We start from the raw sequence: 17,724 nt of genomic DNA, 5'->3' as shown, positions 1-17,724 counted from the left end.
TCTTTTGACTGTGCAAGGCCGCCCGCGTTTTCTCGCGTGCAGGGCGGAATGGAATGAGACGATGATCGAGACGGTTTCGGCACTGATGGGTTTGGTAAGCGCGGGGATCTTCCTGGCCCATGCGTTTGAAGGTTATCGCACGAGGGCCTGAGGCACTCGCGCGGACGGCAAGCATCACCCTTTCAAGACGGCGCGTTCGGACATTTTTAATCGATCCGATCGAGCATCCAAGACGAGAGCGGCAGGTGTCCCATGCGCAACCATGACCTCGTATCCGATGGCTTCCTGGCCTTGACCGCCAGTGGTTTGGTCCTGCTGTGCTCCAGCCTCGTGGCATTGGCCTTCGCCTGAGCACCCCAGCACTTCCCGACAAATACGCTTACCGCAGTCCAAGCAGCGAACGCCGATAGAGGCTGTCGCGGGCTTCGCTCAGGCAGACGAAGCTGCCGGTAAAACCCTGGCCGTACCGCTTCTGGCCTTTGCCGTAGTAGACGCCTTTGCTGAAATCGAGCCAGACCACCCGGTCGTGCGGGCAATGACGCTGCGCCTGCGCCTCGTAGCGAAATGGCGTCAGCGGCGTGGCCAATACCTCAGCGCCGCTGCAGCCGACCAGGATCGCGGCAGCGATCGCGCCGGGCCATTTGCCGAAGCTGCTGCAAGATACTCCGCAAGACACCACCCGCCTCCCGATCCGGCCGTCGCACGATAGCCGCTCGGCACGGTAGCACGAAATGGTACGGTCATCGGAGGGCCTCGCGTCTTCCGCCCGCCACCTTGTCGGGCTACATGCAAGCGAGATGATCCCGATGCGAGGATGCTGCCTGAATGTCGGTTGAGCCTGGATCCCAATCCGAACTCCGCACCGAACCGCGCCTGCCGTTGCCGCGCCTGGGCTTGATCCCGATGGTCATCTTCGGCTCGCGCTGGCTGCAACTGCCGCTCTATTTCGGTCTGATCGTGTCGCAGTGCGTTTACATCGCGCTGTTCCTCAAGGAGCTCTGGCATCTCTCCTGGCACGCCCTCGACCTCACCGAACAGCAGATCATGATGAGCGTGCTGGCGCTGATCGACGTCGTGATGATCTCCAACCTGCTCGTGATGGTGATCGTCGGCGGCTACGAGACGTTCGTCTCGCGGCTCGAGCTCCAGGGCCACCCCGACGAGCCGGAATGGCTCGGCCACGTCAACGCCAGCGTTCTGAAGATCAAGCTTGCCATGGCCATCATCGGCATCTCCTCGATCGCGTTGCTGCGCACCTTCATCGAGGCCGGCAATCTCGGCTCGGACCGCGCCGGCTTTACCGAGACCGGTGTGATGTGGCAGGTGCTGATCCACCTCACCTTCGTCGTCTCGGCGATCGGCATTGCCTACGTCGATCGACTGAGCGACTCCGGGGCGCGCAAGCATGCGGAGTGAGGCCCGAGGGCCGGCTTGCTACTTGTCCGCTTCGAGTTGCTGCAACGCCTGGTGCAGGCATTCCTGAAGCTTGGCTGCGACCTGCTCGCGCGCGACGCCTTTGGCGGCAAGATCGCCTGACACCTTGTCCTGGATCTCGTCCATCGTCTGGTTCTCCAGATGGTCCGTCACCAACGCCGTCGCGTAGCCGGCCGCGGCATCGCCGCTGAGGCCGAGCTGGCTTGCGGCCCAGAGTCCGAGCAGCTTGTTGGACCGGGCCGTGGCCTTGAACATGAGCTCCTCGTCGTGGACGAATTTGGCCTCAAAGCCCTGCTCGCGTTTATCGAACGTGGTCATGGTCAGCTCCGTTGTCGTTTTCGCTGATCGGGATCGGACTGGCTGGGAGCGAACGTCTCCGTGGTTCACGTCAGGATTATGTGAAGCTTCCGGCGGAAGCCAAACGCCGTCAAGCCTGCTGGGCGCGTCCAAGGCACCCCACCAGCTCTACGACAGCCAGCTCGGCTAGGCCGAGATGTTTACTATTCGTTAAGCAGACTCAGTGCCGCATGGCGCGGGGACATCGAGAGCTGACGCATGAACAAAGAGCTGCGGGAGTTTCGACGACTTGAACGGGTCTGCCTGGAGCAGGCAGACCTCTCCACCATGGACCTGGCGCGAAGCGGGTTGCTCAAGGTCGCAGAGGATTGTCGCATCGCAGCCGAAGCGATCGAGGCGCAATCGCCGCGCAGACCGTTCGCAACTGCCGTTCAGGCGCTGAAGCAGGCGTTGAGCGTGACGCGCGTCCCTCACCGGCACTGAGGCCGGCGCTCGCGGACAAGGCCATCTTTGATTTGACGGGGCGACCGCGTGCGGTCAGCCCTTCGCTTCCGTCTGTTCACGTGCCAACCGTTCGGCCCTCAGCCGTTCCTTGTTGGCATAAAACGCCTTCTGCGCCGCTTCATGATCGCGCATGGCTTTTTCGGCTTCGATACGGCGTGTCGCATCACGCGCCTGCCGCTGTTCGGGGGTCAAGGGCTTGCGCCGGTAGGAAATGTCTTCCGTCATGGCCAGATAACGCGGCGGTGAGGAAAGAGTTCCCCTTGGTCCCGCTAGGCGGCACTGTGGGCCGACTGCATAAATGTGCGAAAACAACCCCATGCACAGTAGCCAAGTGTTTGTGCAGAAAGCACTTTTTTCTCACGCTGACGATGCGTTTGATCCGGCAGCGATCTCGATGTCCGCAATAACGGGCAAATGGTCCGAATAGGCCCTCGCCCCTTCGTCGGTCCAGACTTTCCCGATCGGGCTGTCGGACGTTGCGTAGATCCGGTCAAGCCGCAGAAGGGGTAAATGCGACGGGAAAGTTCGCAGCCGCGTCCGGTTTGGACAGGCCTGCGCGAGCACGCGCCGCACCGATTTGATCCAGAACCAGTCGTTGAAATCCCCGAGGACGACGGTCCTTCCAGGCTTCACCAGCCTCACCAGCGCCTGAGCTTGCGCATGGCGCTCGTGGATACTCAAGCCGAGATGCGTGGCCACCACGCGGACATCGCCGACCGGCGTCAGCAGTCCCGTTGCAATCGCTCGGCGCGGCTCGCGCTCACGATACGACACGTCCACGATCTCGGGCGGACCGGAGAATGGGAAGCGGCTCAGAAGCGTCTGGCCGTATTCGCCATCAGCCGTGACGATCGACTTGGCGTGAACACGGTGATCGCCGACGACACTCGCCAGCTTGGCAAACGGATCGTCTGATCGCGATCGCGAATCCACCTCCTGAAGCGCGACGACATCGGGAGCCCATTTGCGAATGATGGAGCAGATACCCTCCAGATCGAACTTCGGATTGAGATTGAAGGTGCCGTGCACATTCCACGTCATGAAGCGCATCAGCGCCTCCCGGCGAGCCACGTCGCGACGAATTGCGCGCCGGCGCAGATCGCAAGCCAGCCCAGGAACGCCAATGCGAGCAGCAATATGTTGACCCAGGACGCGTTCCTGGCGAGATCTGCGATCTGAGCCCCCAAAACTGCCATGGCGAGAATGCCGGGCGTCATGCCAAGCAGCGTTCCAACCAGGAAGTCACGCAGAGGCAGCGTGCTGGCGCCAGCTACGACATTCACCACCGAGAACGGCGCGATCGGAATCATCCGGATGACGACGACGGCCAGGATGCCCTTGCCGACAACACGTTCCTGGATGCGCGCGGTACGTCGTCCAAGCAATCGCTGCAGGCGTTCGCGGCCGAGTGCCCGTCCGATCGCAAACAGGACAAAGGCGCTGAGCACGACGCCCGTCATGGCGGTGACGAAGCCTAACCATGGTCCTAGCGCGGCAGCAGTTGCCGCAATGAGCACGAGAACCGGAAAAACCACCAGCCCGCCGACGACGAAAGCTGCAATCGCGAATGGCGGCCCCCAGATGGACTGCGCGTAGCCAGACAGCAATTTCGACATCCGGCCTGCGTCGGCGAAATCGCTCAATGACGTGTACGACCAGGCCATCGCCAGGCCAAAAAGCGCCACGGCTATCGATACCACTCCGATGATCGTCTTCGTGTTCCACATGCGAGATGCTGCCCGCTCCAGATGAAGAGGCCGCTCTGGGTCCGCCACCGGCTGAACCATTGTGGCCAGAGTGCTGGTCAGCACCGAGGATTCCACGTCCCGCAGCGCCTTCGTCCCACCGGCTTTGGAGACGTCGTCCAGGAGCGCAAGAAGACGGTCTTCGTTTTGCGCGACGGTCTGTTCGTCCAGATCGCAGAAATGGGCGATCAGGCGACGGCGCACGGAGGCGATGAAGTTTCGATGCTCGTCTGAGGCGGCTTCAAAGATCAGGTCACATTCGCTGTCGGCGCCCATCGACCGATTGTTTAGATTGGCCGAACCGATCCGCAAGATCCGATCGTCGACGATCATGAGCTTGCTGTGCACCATCACGGCCGCTTCCGTATCCCCATTCCCCGACACCGGGTAGACGAAGCGAATGCGATCGGCGATGCCGGCCGAACTGAAGCAGTCGATGAAGGCACCCCGGCCGTTCTGCATGGCCTGGGATTCCAGCCACGAGGAATGCAGTTTTGGCGTGACGACCAGAACCCGAAGCGAAGGCACGCGCAGCATCTGCTCCGCCAGTTCGCGCGCGATCTTGGTCGCGCTGGTGAACTGGTTCTCGATGTACACGAAGCTCGTCGCGGACCGGATCGCTGCGATCAACGAGCGTTCGACCTCCCGGAGCGTCGAACCTGCCGGACAAACCACCTCGGTCCTGGCGATACCCACTGGCATATGCTCAGCCTCGACCGGCACACTCGCCGGCCAGCGCAAGCTTTTCAGCGGGCCCCGACCATCATCAATCTGTTGGCCTGCCGCGCGCCAGCGTTCCTCCACGAGGTCGCACAGCCGCGCCGCCGCGTCCCCGTCGACCATGCATTGAACATCATGAAACGGAAGGTATGGCTTGCCCTGGGGATCACGGCGCAATGCGTGCTCGGCGCGATGATCACTTGTGTCCCAGCGCCTGATCGTCAGATCGAGTCCGCCGACGAATGCCAGCGAACCGTCGACACAGACAATCTTCTGGTGTTGGGCCGAACCAAATGGAAGCGTGGAATCCAGGTGAAATCGGACGCGGCCATCGGTGTCGGCGGCAAATTTGGCCGCGGAATTCCATTGCCTCTCGGAAGCGTAGAACGAGACGAAGTCCCAGACCAGAATGTTGATCCGCAAGGTGGGACGGCGTTGGACCAGCGCACGCAGGAATGGTCCGAGCTGTTCCGGCAAGCCGTCATCCGCTCGCCCGGACTCTCCGACCAGCCTGGTCTCACTATGGATATCCCAACCGACGATATAAACGAGGTCCTGCGCCTGCAGCAGCGACTCCCGCAGGGCCGCGAAATAAGCGGCAGCATCGTTCAGAACCGCCACACGCCGCGCCTCGCACCGCCGCCAGACGGTGTCGCCGGGGATCAGTGTCGATGAGCTCTGAAGCAGGTCAACCTCGCCATTCGCATTCGCGTCTAAACGCGCTGAACGCTGAACGGGTTCCTTGTCTTCACGGCCGGGGCTCGCGTGCGGCGCGCCCATATGCTGGAGCGCACGATTGCCGCTACTTGCTTCGGACAGACTTTGCACCGGCGCCTTTCAAGGCGTCTGCAATCCTCTCGGGCGCATCGCCGTGAAAATCCACGGAGACCTCGATCGGGCCTTCCAGCTTCTGGTGCCCCTCCGGCGCAGGCGCGGCCTTGGCGTCAGGACCGGCCGGGCGTGTCCCCGATGTGTTCGCGCCACCGACGGCCTGGACGAAAACGTCGGTTCGCGGCACGCCGCATTCCTGCACGACATGCTCAACCGCGAGCTCGGCGCCGCGGCGCGTGTCGAATTCTCCGATGATCGTACTTTCCAAGGGCGCCCTCCGTGGCTGGACCAGAGTGCGAACAACAGGCCAGCGCGGACCAGGTTCCTGAACGCGCGGGCGTTTAGAACCGAATGATCCCGAACACGACAAGCAGCGGGAGAGTGATCAACCCGGAGACCAGCAGCGAGCCGAGACATCCCAGCCGATTCGAGAAAAAGAAGAACATACCTCGCCCATCCTGAACTTTGGTGCCGGGCTAAGTTCTCCCATTCGACAGCGTTCCTGGAGGCGCTTTGGGACGCGCGAACAAGAACCAATCCAAGGACCAATCCAAGAACCAATCATCGAGCGGGACGTTGAGTCCGCGATGTCAGACGCTTTTGATTATTTCCGAGCGCATGCGGTCCGAGCCCTTTGCAAGGCCCGGGCGATGCCGCGCGGACGCATGAAACATCTGCAAACCGTCGTGGCCCGGATCTACCACCTGCTGACCAAGGAGGCCGCGTACGGGCCGAACCTGCAGCATATGGACGACTTCCGCGCAGCCCAGAAACTCGAGAAGTCGATCGACTGAACTGCAATGACGGTGACGGTGCGTTCAGCTCCCTTTGGCAGTGGTCCTTGACTGCGCAGCGCCGAGGGACTTGCCAAGCCCGGGATTGATGGCGAGCGACGCTCCGGCGGCGCCGCCGGCTTCATAGGCTGTCATCGATACCATCCGGCTGGTGCTGCGCTGGGTCCGCATCTTGAGGTCGAGCTTGTCGAACTCCGCATCGACCACCGAGGTCTTGAGAACCACCAGCCCGCGGCCGGTGCTTTCGTTGACCTGATCGCGACCGGCCTTGATCGCTACCAGCTTGTCCGCGATTGACGCCACCATCCCGAGCGCGAAGGAGGCATTGGCCAGATGCCGCTCCTGATGCCGGAACCTGCTGTAGTCGACCGAGGTCTTGAAGCGGCCGAGTTCGGCGCGCACGGCGCCGTCGATCAATTCGGCCAGATAATGCGCAACCTCGACATCCGCGCCGAGACCGAAGAACACATAGCGGTTCTCGCCGGCCGCGCTCTTCTCGCGCCAGACCCGACAATCGCTGAAACGAGCGATCGCGCCGATGCAGTCGTCCAGGGGAATTCGCTTCTTGCGATGGGTCTCGTAGACCTTCCGTTCGCACGGCGAGGCGCGCAGCTCGACGTCGGAGAGCGACAGATCGTGGCGATCCAGCAGCTCGGCAACCTTGGCAGCCGCAGACAGCGCCTCGTCCTCGGTGCAGCCATTGGCGATCGTCTTGGCGCGCAATGCCTGAATACGGAGCTTCAGCTTGTCGAGCGCGGCTGGATTGGACGTCTGATTCACGGATCACCTGCCCGGCAGAGCTCCCTGCTACTTCTGCGCTCCTAGGGCGAGCGAGGGAGATCAGCGAGAACGAGGCTGAGAGTGCTGTTATCTCGAACGCTTGTCGAGCGCGGCGAATTTCGGCTCAAGCAAGCCAACGATATGGGTCTCAGCTTGGAAATATGACGGAAAAATAACGTCGAGCATTGGTTTCCGAACCCCGCGGTTCCAACGCTGGGCTTCGCCGGTTGAATACTTCCGTTTTCCTTTCTCGAAAAGTTCTCGATAGCGAAAAGGCGAGATTCCAAGAAACCTTTGAAAGCTGACGCGAGAACTTTTGCCATCGCCATCGACTTCAATTGAGTCGGAATGCAATTCTTCTGCGTAGCTTTTGGGATAGGGCTCGATTGACACGACTCGTTTGATGCCGGCGGCTACAATATGCTTGGCACATAGATGGCAAGGAAAAGTCGTGCTGTACAATGTAGCGCCCGCTATAGGCACTCCGTTGCGAGCGGCATCCGTTATCACTGACATTTCGGCATGGATGTCCCGCCCGAACTCTATGAGGTCCATTACCTTAGAGTCCTTCAAGCTGTTATCCTACCCCACGTAGCGCGTCGGTAAGTTCATCGGTTACAGCTTCCAAGTCGACGCCGACCGGACCTACCAATCCGAAAATCAATTCTGGATGGTCGTCGAAGGGAAAGTCGTCTCCTACTTCGGAACCAGACTTGGTCTCGCTAATTTGATTCACCGGGCTATGTCCTAAGCTCGCTTTGTCTTTAAAATTCAAGTTGTTGCCAAATCGGGAGAAGCGTCATGGCGAACATAAAGTTGGAGCCAGGCTGGCTTGAACGGGACGTGGTTCAAGCTGCGCGCCGAACTCAAGAGCTGGATGAAGAAAGGCACCAAACACGCTCGGCACGCGAGAATCGTAAAGACAATGATCGCCCTAGTAAGCCAGATTCTATGATCAAGGGCTAATTGTATCGATCTCCGGCCGCAGAAACTGCAACAAAATCAGCGTGCATGGCGGAAGGGGTGGGATTCGAACCCACGGTACCCTTGCGGGCACGCCGGTTTTCAAGACCGGTGCCTTAAACCACTCGGCCACCCTTCCAAGTCCGGAATGGCTGTCGCTTAACGTAGTCGACGGCGCATGGCAACGCGAAGTTGGCGCCCGCCCCCTTCCCCGGCATCCGCCCTATCAGGCGAGCGTCAGCCTGTTCCCTTACCCTATGCCCCCTAGGCAATCCCGGACACTGGCGACATCTCCCAGGGCGTCGCCGGTTGCGAGGCGTGGTTTGGATCGCCTCCGTTCCGGGCCTCGTTTGCTGTCCTCAAACGAAAACGGCGCCCCAAGGGAGCGCCGCTGGAAGCTCTTTGTAGCCTAGTTGGCTCAGTAGCCGCCGCAGGAAGCGCAGCCCATCTGCACCGGGGCGTAATACGAATAGCCCGGCTGGACCATCTCGACGCGCTGGCGCGTGGCGTATTGCGGTGGGATGCGCTCGTACTGGACGCTCGGCGGCGCCACCATCACGGTCTGCGGCACCATCACGGTGCGGTACTGCGCCGGCGCGCGGTGCGCCACGACGGAGCCCGGAGAAACCATCACGGTCTCGTCGACGGTGCGGTATTGCGGCTGCACGTATTGCTGCTGGTAGCAGGTCGTGCAGGGCGGCGGCGTGTAGCAATTGTAGCAGCCGGCGGAAGCCGCGCCGGTCATCGAAATCGCAGCGACGATCGTTGAGAAAACGACAGCGAGAGTGCGAGACATTAGTGTGGTGCCCCAATTGCCCGAAATGGATTTGCGAAGGTCGCTGCAGTATACGCCGCAAAACCTTGCTTTGCCGAAGTTCGTCGGGGCATCCTTAATGCAAACGGCCGGCTTGCGCCGGCCGTTCAGAACTTGTTGACCATGCGTGGTGCGTACGATCACCCCCGCACGAGACGCACTTACTTCGAGCGCCGCTTCACTTCGCGCACCGCGCCGCGCGCGGCGCTGGTGGTGAGCGCAGCGTAGGCCTGAAGCGCGGTCGAGACATTGCGCTTGCGGCCGATCGCCTGCCAGGCGGCATCGCCCTTCCCCTCTTCGGCGGCGCGGCGCTTGGCCAACTCCTCGTCGGAGACCTCGAGGGTGATGCTGCGGTTCGGGATGTCGATGGCGATGCGATCGCCGGTCCTGACGAGACCGATGTTGCCGCCTTCGGCCGCTTCCGGCGACAGATGGCCGATCGACAGGCCCGACGAGCCGCCCGAGAAACGTCCGTCGGTGACGAGCGCGCAGGCTTTGCCAAGGCCCATCGATTTCAGATAGCTGGTCGGATACAGCATCTCCTGCATGCCGGGGCCGCCGCGCGGGCCTTCATAGATGATGACCACGACCTCGCCGGCGACGACCTTGCCGCCCAGAATGCCTTCGACCGCCGCGTCCTGGCTCTCGAACACGCGGGCGGGGCCGGAGAATTTCAGGATCGAGGCGTCGACGCCGGCGGTCTTCACGATGCAGCCGTCCTGCGCGAGGTTGCCGTAGAGCACCGCGAGACCGCCGTCCTTGCTGAAGGCGTGCTCGAGGTTGCGGACCACACCCTTCTCGCGGTCGGAATCGAGTTCGTCGTAGCGGCGCTCCTGGCTGAAGGCGACCTGAGTCGGGATGCCGCCGGGCGAGGCACGGAAGAAGGTGCGGACGGACTCGCTCCTGGAGCGCTTGATGTCCCAGCGTTCCAGCGCGTCGCTCATGGTCGGCGCATGCACGGTCGAGACCGAGGTGTCGATCAGGCCGGCGCGGTCGAGCTCGCCCAGAATGCCCATGATGCCGCCAGCGCGATGCACGTCCTCGACATGCACGTCGGCGACCGACGGCGCGACCTTGCACAGCACGGGCACGCGGCGCGACAGGCGGTCGATGTCCTGCATGGTGAACTCGACCTGCCCTTCATGGGCGGCGGCGAGCAGATGCAGCACGGTGTTGGTCGAACCACCCATCGCGATGTCCAGCGTCATCGCGTTCTCGAACGCCTTGAAGTTCGCGACATTGCGCGGCAGCACGCTAGTGTCGTCCTGCTCGTAGTGGCGACGCACGATATCGACGATGGTGTGGCCGGCCTCGACGAACAGGCGTTTGCGATCGGCGTGGGTTGCGACCACCGTGCCGTTGCCGGGGAGCGCAAGGCCAAGCGCTTCAGTGAGGCAGTTCATCGAATTGGCCGTGAACATGCCCGAGCACGAGCCGCAGGTCGGGCACGCCGAGCGCTCGATCACCTTGACGTCCTCGTCGCTGACCTTGGAGTCGGCGGCTGCGACCATGGCATCGATCAGGTCGACCGCCTTGGTCTTGCCCTGCAGCGTGACCTTGCCGGCTTCCATCGGTCCGCCCGAGACGAACACGGCGGGGATGTTGAGCCGCAGCGCGGCCATCAGCATGCCGGGGGTGATCTTGTCGCAATTCGAGATGCAGACCATGCCGTCGGCGCAATGGGCGTTGACCATGTACTCGACGCTGTCGGCGATCAGCTCGCGCGACGGCAGGCTGTAGAGCATGCCGTCATGGCCCATGGCGATGCCGTCGTCGACCGCGATGGTGTTGAACTCTTTCGCCACGCCGCCGGCCTGCTCGATCTCGCGGGCGACGAGCTGGCCGAGGTCCTTCAGATGGACGTGGCCGGGCACGAACTGGGTAAAGGAATTGACCACCGCGATGATCGGCTTGCCGAAATCGCCATCCTTCATGCCGGTCGCGCGCCAGAGGCCGCGGGCGCCCGCCATGTTGCGGCCGTGGGTGGTGGTGCGGGAGCGATAGGCTGGCATGGCGGTTTCCGTCCTCGGGTTTGGCTGGCCGGGCGGGGCAATTTTTCGAAGCCGCCTCAGGCCTTTCCGGCCGGATAGCGCACGGGGGGAACGCGCGCAACGGGAACTTGGGCCCGACCGGGCCTGATCGGCCTTGCGCAGGCCTCCCCTGCTCCCGGCGCGGGAGCACAGGCGATCTCAGCCGTCATGCCCGGGCTTGTCCCGGGCATCCACGTTCTTGATGCCGCGGAAAGGTCGTGGATGGCCGGGACAAGCCCGGCCATGACGAAGCATTATTGCAGCTCGGGATCCAGCCGGTCGCGCAGCCAGTCGCCGATCACGGAGACCGCCAGCGTGGTCACCACGATGGTGGTGGCCGGCGCCAGCATGATCCAGGGCGCCCGGGTCAGGTACTCGCGGCCGTAGCCGACCATGTTGCCGAGGCTGGTCATCGGCGGCTGCACGCCGAGGCCGAGAAACGACAGGCCCGACTCCATCAGGATCACCTCGGGAAAGACCAGCGTGGTCGAGACGATCAGGGTGGAGGCGATGTTGGGCAGGATATGCCGGAGGTAAATCCGCGCCGGCCTCGCGCCGAGCTGGCGGACCGCGGCCGCGTAGCCTTGCGCATTGGCCGAGATGGCAAGTCCCCGCGCGATGCGGGCGTAACGCTCCCAGCCGAAAAATCCCATCAGGCCGATCAGGAGCGGCAGCGAGTTGCCGAAAAAGGCGAGCACCGCGAGCGCCAGGATCAGGAAGGGCATGCTGGCCTGGAAGTCGGATAGCATCAGCACGAGCTGCTCGACGGGCCCGCGGAAATGCGCGGCGAGGAAGCCGAGGGTGGTGCCGACGATGGCCGAGATTGCGGTGGCGCCGAAGGCGATCAGGAGCGAGATGCGGATCGACACGAGCAGCCGCGACAGCACGTCGCGACCAAGCTCGTCGGTGCCGAGCCAGTGCGCGACATTGCCGGGTGCAGCGAGACGGTTGCGCAGGTCGAGCTGGGTATAGCCGTAGGGGGCGATCTTCTCGGCGAAGGCCGCGATCACCAGCATCGCGACGATCCAGCCGATCGCGATGGCGACCGAAACCGGGATCGCCGGGAAGCTCATGCGGCGGCGGACGACTGCGTCCTTCAGCGCGGTGTCAGTCATGCATGCGCTCCTTTGGCGCGCAGCCGCGGGTCGAGGAAGCCGTAGAGGAAGTCGACAATCAGGTTCGAGGTGACCATGGTCATCGCCACCAGCAACAGGATGCACTGCACGACGGCGAGGTCGCGGTTGGCGACGGCGACGACGAGCAGGCGCCCTACCCCCGGCCACGAAAACACGCTCTCGACCACGACCGCGCCCGCGATCAGCGTGCCCACCATGAAGCCCAGAATGGTAACGGTCGGAATCGCCGCGTTCGGCAGCGCATGCGACGTCACGACTTTTCGCCACGGCACGCCCTTCGCCGAGGCGGTGCGGATATAGGGCTGGCCCAGCACCTCCAGCATGGCGCTGCGGGTGAAGCGCGCCAGCACCGCGGCGCCACCAAGGCTGAGTGTCACGATCGGCAGGATGGCGTGACGCCAGCTGTCCTGCCCGCCCGAGGGCAGCCATCCGAGCTGCACGGCGAAGACCAGCACGAGCAGCAGCGCCAGCACGAAGCTCGGCACGGTGAAGCCGGCGACCGCCGTCATCATCACCGCGCGGTCGATTCCCGAGCCCCGGTGCAGCGCGGCGTAGATGCCGGCGGGAATGCCGAGCGCGACCTTGAATGCGAAGGCCGGCAGCGTCAGCGCCAGGGTTGCCGGAATCCGCTCCAGCACAAGCTCGATCGCAGGACGTCCGTCACGCATGGAACGGCCGAGCTCGCCTTTGGCGATGGCGCCAAAATAGTCGAGATACTGAAACCAGATGGGATCATCGAGGCCCCACGCCTTGCGGAAGGCGGCGAGGACTTCCGGCGGCGCTTCCGGTCCCAAAATCATCAGCGCGGGATCGCCCGAGAGACGCAGCACCACGAAGGCGAAGGTGACGACGAGCACGATCGTCAACGCCGCGCGTCCGATCCGAACGGCGAAATAGCGTCCCATCACGCCGCGTCCCGCGTCTCGACTTGCGGCCCCGTGACGAGGTGGCAGGCGACCTGCCTGTCGCCACCGACGTTGGACAGCGCCGGCACCTCGCTGCCACAACGCGCGATCGCGCGCGGGCAGCGCGGATGGAAGGCGCAGCCCTGGGGACGGGCCGCCGGGTTCGGCGGATCGCCCGCCAGCACGATGCGGCCTGCGCTGCGGCGACCCGGCGCGGGCGATGCAGAAACCAGTGCCTGGGTATACGGATGCTCCGGCCGCGCGAACAGATCATCGGCGCACCCGATCTCGACGATGCGGCCGAGATACATCACGGCCACCACATTGCTGATCTGCCGGACGACCCGCAAATCGTGGCTGATGAAGAGCAGGGTCAGCGCAAGCTGCGCCTGGAGATCGGCGAGCAGATTCACCACCTGCGCCTGGATCGAGACGTCGAGCGCGCTGACCGGCTCGTCACAAACGAGAAAATCCGGCTTTGTCGCCAGCGCCCGCGCCAGCACGACGCGCTGGCGCTGTCCGCCGGAGAGCGCACCCGGATAGCGCGCGCCATGTGCGGGTGTCAGTTCGACCGCGCGCAGCAATTCGCGGACACGCTCCTCGCGCTCGAGGGGCGTACCGAGGCCGTGAATGTCCAAGGGCTCGCGGATTTGGGCGGCGACCGGCAACCGCCGGTCCAGCGCCCCCAGCGGATCCTGAAAGATCATCTGCATGTGCGCGCGTTGCGCACGCCATGCGGTCGTTCCGGGCGTGGCCATCGGCTTGCCGTCGAACCGCACCTCGCCCTGATCCGGCGGCTCGAGGCCGAGCACGATGCGGCCGGTGGTCGATTTTCCCGAGCCGGACTCGCCGACGAGGCCGAGCGTTTCGCCCTTGCGGATTGTCAGCGACACGCCATCGACCGCATGAACCGCGGCACTTCGGCCGAACATCCCGGAGCGCATGCTGTAGCTGCGCGAAATCGCGGAAACGTCGACGAGCGGACGGCTCATTCGGCAGCCATCCCGAGCAGCGCGCGACGCGAAGCCTCGGCGCGGACGCAGGCAACGGCGCGATCCGCCGCGATCGGCGCGAGGGTTGGGGCCGCACGGCCGCACGGCGCTTCTGCCAGCGCACAACGCGGCGCGAAGGCGCATCCATCGGGCATGCTCGCGGGATCGGGCACGGTGCCGGGAATGGCGGTCAGGCGGCGCCTTGGTCCGTCGAGCGGCGGCAGCGCGCCGATCAGGCCCTGCGCATAGGGATGGACGGGATCGGCGAAGAGCTGGTTCGCCGGCGCCTCCTCGACGATGCGGCCCGCATACATCACGGCCACGCGGTCGCAGTTTTCCGCGACCACGCCGAGGTCATGGCTGATCAGGACCATCGCCATGCCCATCTCGTGGCGGATGGTCGAGAGCAGTTCTAGAATCTGCGCCTGAATCGTGGCGTCGAGCGCGGTGGTCGGCTCGTCCGCGATCAGCAGGTCGGGATTTCCGGCGAGCGCCATCGCGATCATGATGCGCTGGACCTGACCGCCGGAGAACTCATGCGGATAGGCTTCGAGCCTTCGCGCTGCGTCGGGAATGCCGACGAGATCGAGCAGCCGCCGCGCTTCCGCTTTCACCGTTCCGCCCGAGAGATCGCGATGCAGCGCCAGGGACTCGCAGAGCTGCCGACGGATGGTCAGCACGGGATTCAACGCGCTAGCGGGGTCCTGGAAGATCATCGCGACGCGTCCGCCCCTGATACGGTCGAGCTCGGCGGCCGGCGCACCGAGGATCTCGCGACCGTCGAGACGAACGGAGCCCGAGACGCGGGCATTCCGCGGCAAGAGGCCGAGTGCCGCAAGCCACGTCACCGACTTGCCGGACCCGGACTCGCCGACAAGGCCGAGCGCCTCGCCCTTTTGCAAGGCGAGATCGACACCGCGCAGGACCGGCACGCCGTTGAAGGCGACGCTGAGGTCCCTGATGCTGATCAGCGGCGTCACCGATTAAGCCTCGAAATTGCCGGCGCGGAAATCCATCGCGAACGCCGGCGACGCCTTCCACTTGATCGACTTCGGCTTGGCCGTGAAGGTCGCGTTCTGGTGCAGCACCGTATAGGCGGGGTCTTCGCGCTCGGCGATCTCCAGCATGCGGCGGAACGCCTTCTTGCGGGCGGCGCGGTCGATCGAGGTTTCCAGGAACTCCGAAAGCGTGTTCAGCTCTGCATTGGTCCACTCGCCGATCTGCTGCTGCTGGCCGTTGGGGCCGTGCTGGGCAACCAGCGAGGACACCGGATCGTTGAAGGCGGCCGAGTTCGACCAGTCGCGTACCGCACGGGTCGGCGCGCGTTCCATGATTTGCGACCAATTCTCCTTGGTCTCGATCTGGACGTTGAGGCCGACCGACTTCCACATCTCGACCAGCACCTGCGCGGTCGCGACCTGGTTGGTGTAGTAATTGTTGAGCAGGCGATAGGGAATGGGATCGCCCTTGTAGTTGGCCTGCTTCAGCAGGTCCTGCGCCAGCTTGGGATCGTAGGCCGGCACGTTCCAGTCGGCATTGAACATGTCGCCGTAGAATTCCCACTGCAGGCCTTTCGGGACGCGGGTGCGGCCGGCCCACAGGCTGTCGACGATCGCCTGGCGGTCGATCGCGTGGGTGAAGGCGCGCCTTACAAGCGGATTGGCAAGCTGGGCGTGGTTCTTGTCGAATACGGTCAGGCGATGATTGAGGATGGTGCCGCCCTGCACTTCGAAGGCTGAATTTTTCTCGATGCCGGCGATCTGGTCTGGCGGGATGTCGCAGGCAAACTGGTACTCGCCCGACAACAGGCCGTTGATGCGGCTCGCGACCTCGGGGACCTCGAGGAAGCGAATGCGCTTGAGCGGTGGACGACCGCCCCAATATTCGTCGTGCGCTTCGAGCGTCAGCGACACGTCGGGCTTGAGTTCGACGACCTTGTAGGGGCCTGTGGTAACAGGCTTGCGCGCCCAGTCGAGATAGCTCGCGGATTCAGCCCAGGCGCGACGGTTCGCAATGTCGGAGCCGTAGCGCGACAGCCGGCCCTCGATCGTGACGTCGGGCGTCGCGTTGTAGAAGCGCACCGTGTACTTGTCGACGGCATCGACGCGGACGAGATCCGGCCAGATCCGGCGTGCAACCGCTGGAACGTCCGGCGGCAGCTCCTTGCCCGGCCGCGGCGTCGGGATCTTCTCGAAAGCCTGGATGGTGCTGCGACTCTTGGCTTCGGTCTCGCCGAACATGCGCTCGCGGCTGAACGTGAAGACGACGTCCTCTGCCGTCAGCTCGTCGCCATTGTGGAATTTGACGCCCTGGCGCAGCTTCACCTCGACAGTCTGGTCGTCGATGCGGCGCCACTCGGTGGCAAGCCCCGGCACGGCCTCAAGGCTGCCGCGCCAGTTCTTGGAGATCAGGCCTTCCCAGATCGACGAGAAGAACACGCGCTCGCCGACATTGGACTGCTCGCGCAGCACGTCGAGCACGTTCGAATTGGTCACCTTCTGGACGGCAATCGTCACCGAAGGACGGTTGTCGGCCTGCGCGATGGCAAAGCGCGGCAGAAGCAGTGTGCTTGCAGCAGCGCCGCCGGATTTCAAGATGGTGCGACGGGTAAGCTTGCTCATGACGGGAATCCCTGCCCTGGATGATGCGGTTATTCGGCGAGACCAAGCGCGGCGAGATGGGCTGCGCCGGCGCGGACGTCGTCGTGATTGCGAAGTTCGAGGATCAGGCGGGGGTTGGAATTCAGCCGGCCCAACGCGCGGAATACGGCCACCCACGGGATATTGCCTTCGCCCGGGGCCCAGTGCCGGTCGGCAAAGCCATCGGTGTCCTGCAGGTGGACATGCGTCAGCATGTCGCCGGCGGTTTCGACGTAGTAGTCGACCGGCGGCGCGCCGGTGGAAATGTGTGCGTAGTTGGCGTGGCCGGTATCGAGAGAGACCCGCACCTTACTGCTTTCGATCGCCTTGGCGAGACGCACGCGATCGCGCGGATCCTTGTCCTCGATGTTCTCGATGACGATCTCGCAGCCGATGGTTTCGGCGCGCACAATCACCTCGGCGAGTGTCGCCTTGACGCGTTCGACGATATTCACGCGATTATCTGGATAGAGATCGAGATTGTTGTGGTCCCAGGTCGTGAACGGCGAATGGATCACCATCTGCGTCGCGCCCAGGAACTCGGCGGCGTCCAAGCCCTGAAGCAGACGCCGGGTCACCGCCTGACGGATCATGGGATCGTGGCTGTCGATCTTGAAGCCCCAGAACGGGCCGTGAATGCCGAGCCGGCCGGTGTGACCAGCGAGCATCTGCTTGATCTCGCCGGCCGTGCTCCGCCAATCGCTATCGAGCAGATCCGCGCGAAAGAAATCCTGGATTTCGAGGTCCCGCTGCCGTTCGAGAAGCCAGTCGCGATGCGCAGGGATCGATTTGATGGACAATGCGGCGCCCAGTACCGGCTTCGACATGGCTTGCTCCTCGGCCGTCAACAATGACGGGAGCAGCGCTAGACCAGTTCAATGACAGGCCGGTGAAATGCAGGTTCCGAAGCGCTGAGGAGATGTGGACATCCCGGCGATCGCGTGCATCGAATTCAGGCAATGCGAGTGCGGCGCGTGCAGACGCATGCATCCGGGCGCGGATCAAGCGCGTTCGAGTCCGTAGTGATCCGGAATGGAATCCTATTCCGATGTCGCGTACATCGCGGGACATCGATCGGCGGCCTTCCAAGGGCATCACCCTCTGATCGCGCTACATGGGGTTGGGGGACCACATGGGGCG

The 17,724-nt window shown here is 63.7% G+C and carries 19 protein-coding genes and 1 tRNA gene; 3 read left to right on the top strand and 17 right to left on the bottom strand.

The features are described from left to right. Window positions 1-379: 379 nt before the first annotated feature. The gene (locus GWG67_RS27855) at window positions 380-676 is read right to left on the bottom strand and encodes a hypothetical protein (protein WP_275172545.1); all 297 of its coding nucleotides are present in this window, start codon (window positions 674-676) and stop codon (window positions 380-382) included. A 149-nt stretch (window positions 677-825) separates the two neighbouring features. Between GWG67_RS27855 and GWG67_RS27850 the strand changes: the two genes are divergently transcribed. Beyond that, window positions 826-1,416: a TIGR00645 family protein gene (locus GWG67_RS27850; protein WP_275172544.1), complete on the top strand. Its 591-nt coding sequence runs from the start codon at window positions 826-828 to the stop codon at window positions 1,414-1,416. Window positions 1,417-1,434: 18 nt separating this feature from the next. Here the strand turns inward: GWG67_RS27850 and GWG67_RS27845 are convergent, their stop codons facing one another. Then, a complete protein-coding gene (locus GWG67_RS27845; protein WP_275172543.1) occupies window positions 1,435-1,752 on the bottom strand; it encodes a DUF1476 domain-containing protein in 318 nt (105 codons plus the stop codon). Window positions 1,753-1,989: 237 nt separating this feature from the next. Between GWG67_RS27845 and GWG67_RS27840 the strand changes: the two genes are divergently transcribed. After that, window positions 1,990-2,214, top strand: coding sequence for a hypothetical protein (locus GWG67_RS27840; RefSeq protein WP_275172542.1), 225 nt, complete (start codon window positions 1,990-1,992; stop codon window positions 2,212-2,214). Window positions 2,215-2,268: 54 nt separating this feature from the next. Here GWG67_RS27840 and GWG67_RS27835 read toward each other — a convergent pair whose 3' ends face one another. The 4 genes from GWG67_RS27835 to GWG67_RS27820 all read right to left on the bottom strand — a co-directional run bounded on the left by GWG67_RS27835 (window position 2,269) and on the right by GWG67_RS27820 (window position 5,799). Then, on the bottom strand, window positions 2,269-2,460 hold the full coding sequence (locus GWG67_RS27835) for a hypothetical protein (protein WP_007591059.1): 192 nt from the start codon (window positions 2,458-2,460) through the stop codon (window positions 2,269-2,271). Between the two features lie 132 nt (window positions 2,461-2,592). After that, entirely contained in the window at window positions 2,593-3,285 is a 693-nt protein-coding gene (locus GWG67_RS27830; protein ID WP_275172541.1) for an endonuclease/exonuclease/phosphatase family protein, read from the bottom strand. Next, a complete protein-coding gene (locus GWG67_RS27825; RefSeq protein WP_275172540.1) occupies window positions 3,285-5,528 on the bottom strand; it encodes a VTT domain-containing protein in 2,244 nt (747 codons plus the stop codon). Before GWG67_RS27825 ends, GWG67_RS27830 begins: the two co-directional genes overlap by 1 nt. Beyond that, window positions 5,503-5,799, bottom strand: coding sequence for a hypothetical protein (locus GWG67_RS27820; RefSeq protein ID WP_275172539.1), 297 nt, complete (start codon window positions 5,797-5,799; stop codon window positions 5,503-5,505). The genes GWG67_RS27825 and GWG67_RS27820 overlap by 26 nt, the downstream gene beginning before the upstream one ends. Before the next feature lie 319 nt (window positions 5,800-6,118). On the opposite strand from GWG67_RS27820, the gene GWG67_RS38970 reads away from it, so the two are divergent. After that, complete coding sequence (locus tag GWG67_RS38970; protein WP_007591053.1) at window positions 6,119-6,325, top strand: hypothetical protein; 207 nt, start codon at window positions 6,119-6,121, stop codon at window positions 6,323-6,325. A 24-nt stretch (window positions 6,326-6,349) separates the two neighbouring features. On the opposite strand, the gene GWG67_RS27810 is transcribed toward GWG67_RS38970, so the two are convergent. The 11 genes from GWG67_RS27810 to GWG67_RS27760 all read right to left on the bottom strand — a co-directional run bounded on the left by GWG67_RS27810 (window position 6,350) and on the right by GWG67_RS27760 (window position 17,411). After that, window positions 6,350-7,105 carry a DUF2786 domain-containing protein gene (locus GWG67_RS27810; protein ID WP_275172538.1) on the bottom strand — a complete coding sequence of 252 codons (756 nt, stop codon included), beginning with the start codon at window positions 7,103-7,105 and terminating at the stop codon, window positions 6,350-6,352. 87 nt (window positions 7,106-7,192) lie between these two features. Further along, complete coding sequence (locus tag GWG67_RS27805; protein ID WP_275172537.1) at window positions 7,193-7,678, bottom strand: deaminase; 486 nt, start codon at window positions 7,676-7,678, stop codon at window positions 7,193-7,195. Window positions 7,679-8,117: 439 nt separating this feature from the next. Then, window positions 8,118-8,207, bottom strand: a tRNA-Ser gene (locus tag GWG67_RS27800). 279 nt (window positions 8,208-8,486) lie between these two features. Further along, window positions 8,487-8,813, bottom strand: a complete 327-nt coding sequence (locus GWG67_RS27795) for a hypothetical protein (protein ID WP_275172536.1) — start codon at window positions 8,811-8,813, stop codon at window positions 8,487-8,489. Window positions 8,814-9,043: 230 nt separating this feature from the next. Next, window positions 9,044-10,894 (bottom strand): dihydroxy-acid dehydratase, encoded by a 1,851-nt coding sequence (gene ilvD / locus GWG67_RS27790; RefSeq protein ID WP_275172535.1) that lies wholly within the window; start codon window positions 10,892-10,894, stop codon window positions 9,044-9,046. A gap of 272 nt (window positions 10,895-11,166) precedes the next feature. Further along, a complete protein-coding gene (locus tag GWG67_RS27785) occupies window positions 11,167-12,027 on the bottom strand; it encodes an ABC transporter permease (protein WP_275172534.1) in 861 nt (286 codons plus the stop codon). Continuing rightward, entirely contained in the window at window positions 12,024-12,953 is a 930-nt protein-coding gene (locus GWG67_RS27780; protein WP_275172533.1) for an ABC transporter permease, read from the bottom strand. The genes GWG67_RS27785 and GWG67_RS27780 overlap by 4 nt, the downstream gene beginning before the upstream one ends. Then, complete coding sequence (locus GWG67_RS27775; RefSeq protein ID WP_275172532.1) at window positions 12,953-13,945, bottom strand: ABC transporter ATP-binding protein; 993 nt, start codon at window positions 13,943-13,945, stop codon at window positions 12,953-12,955. Before GWG67_RS27775 ends, GWG67_RS27780 begins: the two co-directional genes overlap by 1 nt. Further along, complete coding sequence (locus tag GWG67_RS27770) at window positions 13,942-14,925, bottom strand: ABC transporter ATP-binding protein (RefSeq protein ID WP_275172530.1); 984 nt, start codon at window positions 14,923-14,925, stop codon at window positions 13,942-13,944. The genes GWG67_RS27775 and GWG67_RS27770 overlap by 4 nt, the downstream gene beginning before the upstream one ends. A 3-nt stretch (window positions 14,926-14,928) precedes the next feature. Beyond that, window positions 14,929-16,566 carry an ABC transporter substrate-binding protein gene (locus GWG67_RS27765; RefSeq protein ID WP_275172529.1) on the bottom strand — a complete coding sequence of 546 codons (1,638 nt, stop codon included), beginning with the start codon at window positions 16,564-16,566 and terminating at the stop codon, window positions 14,929-14,931. Between the two features lie 29 nt (window positions 16,567-16,595). After that, complete coding sequence (locus GWG67_RS27760; protein WP_275172528.1) at window positions 16,596-17,411, bottom strand: sugar phosphate isomerase/epimerase; 816 nt, start codon at window positions 17,409-17,411, stop codon at window positions 16,596-16,598. Window positions 17,412-17,724: the final 313 nt, after the last annotated feature.

Source organism: Bradyrhizobium sp. CSS354, assembly GCF_029051725.1.
In the GTDB taxonomy this organism is placed as follows: Bacteria; Pseudomonadota; Alphaproteobacteria; order Rhizobiales; family Xanthobacteraceae; genus Bradyrhizobium.
The sequence above is the reverse complement of the archived record's forward strand: the minus strand, read 5'-3'. Positions and strand labels throughout refer to the sequence as shown.

What these genes read in the sequence shown, in the direction of transcription:
- GWG67_RS27850 (WP_275172544.1), top strand. Translation starts at nt 826, where the DNA reads ATGTCGGTTGAGCCTGGATCCCAATCCGAACTCCGCACCGAACCGCGC.
- GWG67_RS27845 (WP_275172543.1), bottom strand. Translation starts at nt 1,752, where the DNA reads ATGACCACGTTCGATAAACGCGAGCAGGGCTTTGAGGCCAAATTCGTC.
- GWG67_RS27840 (WP_275172542.1), top strand. Translation starts at nt 1,990, where the DNA reads ATGAACAAAGAGCTGCGGGAGTTTCGACGACTTGAACGGGTCTGCCTG.
- GWG67_RS27835 (WP_007591059.1), bottom strand. Translation starts at nt 2,460, where the DNA reads ATGACGGAAGACATTTCCTACCGGCGCAAGCCCTTGACCCCCGAACAG.
- GWG67_RS27830 (WP_275172541.1), bottom strand. Translation starts at nt 3,285, where the DNA reads ATGCGCTTCATGACGTGGAATGTGCACGGCACCTTCAATCTCAATCCG.
- GWG67_RS38970 (WP_007591053.1), top strand. Translation starts at nt 6,119, where the DNA reads ATGTCAGACGCTTTTGATTATTTCCGAGCGCATGCGGTCCGAGCCCTT.
- GWG67_RS27795 (WP_275172536.1), bottom strand. Translation starts at nt 8,813, where the DNA reads ATGACCGGCGCGGCTTCCGCCGGCTGCTACAATTGCTACACGCCGCCG.
- ilvD (WP_275172535.1), bottom strand. Translation starts at nt 10,894, where the DNA reads ATGCCAGCCTATCGCTCCCGCACCACCACCCACGGCCGCAACATGGCG.
- GWG67_RS27785 (WP_275172534.1), bottom strand. Translation starts at nt 12,027, where the DNA reads ATGACTGACACCGCGCTGAAGGACGCAGTCGTCCGCCGCCGCATGAGC.
- GWG67_RS27780 (WP_275172533.1), bottom strand. Translation starts at nt 12,953, where the DNA reads ATGGGACGCTATTTCGCCGTTCGGATCGGACGCGCGGCGTTGACGATC.
- GWG67_RS27775 (WP_275172532.1), bottom strand. Translation starts at nt 13,945, where the DNA reads ATGAGCCGTCCGCTCGTCGACGTTTCCGCGATTTCGCGCAGCTACAGC.
- GWG67_RS27765 (WP_275172529.1), bottom strand. Translation starts at nt 16,566, where the DNA reads ATGAGCAAGCTTACCCGTCGCACCATCTTGAAATCCGGCGGCGCTGCT.
- GWG67_RS27760 (WP_275172528.1), bottom strand. Translation starts at nt 17,411, where the DNA reads ATGTCGAAGCCGGTACTGGGCGCCGCATTGTCCATCAAATCGATCCCT.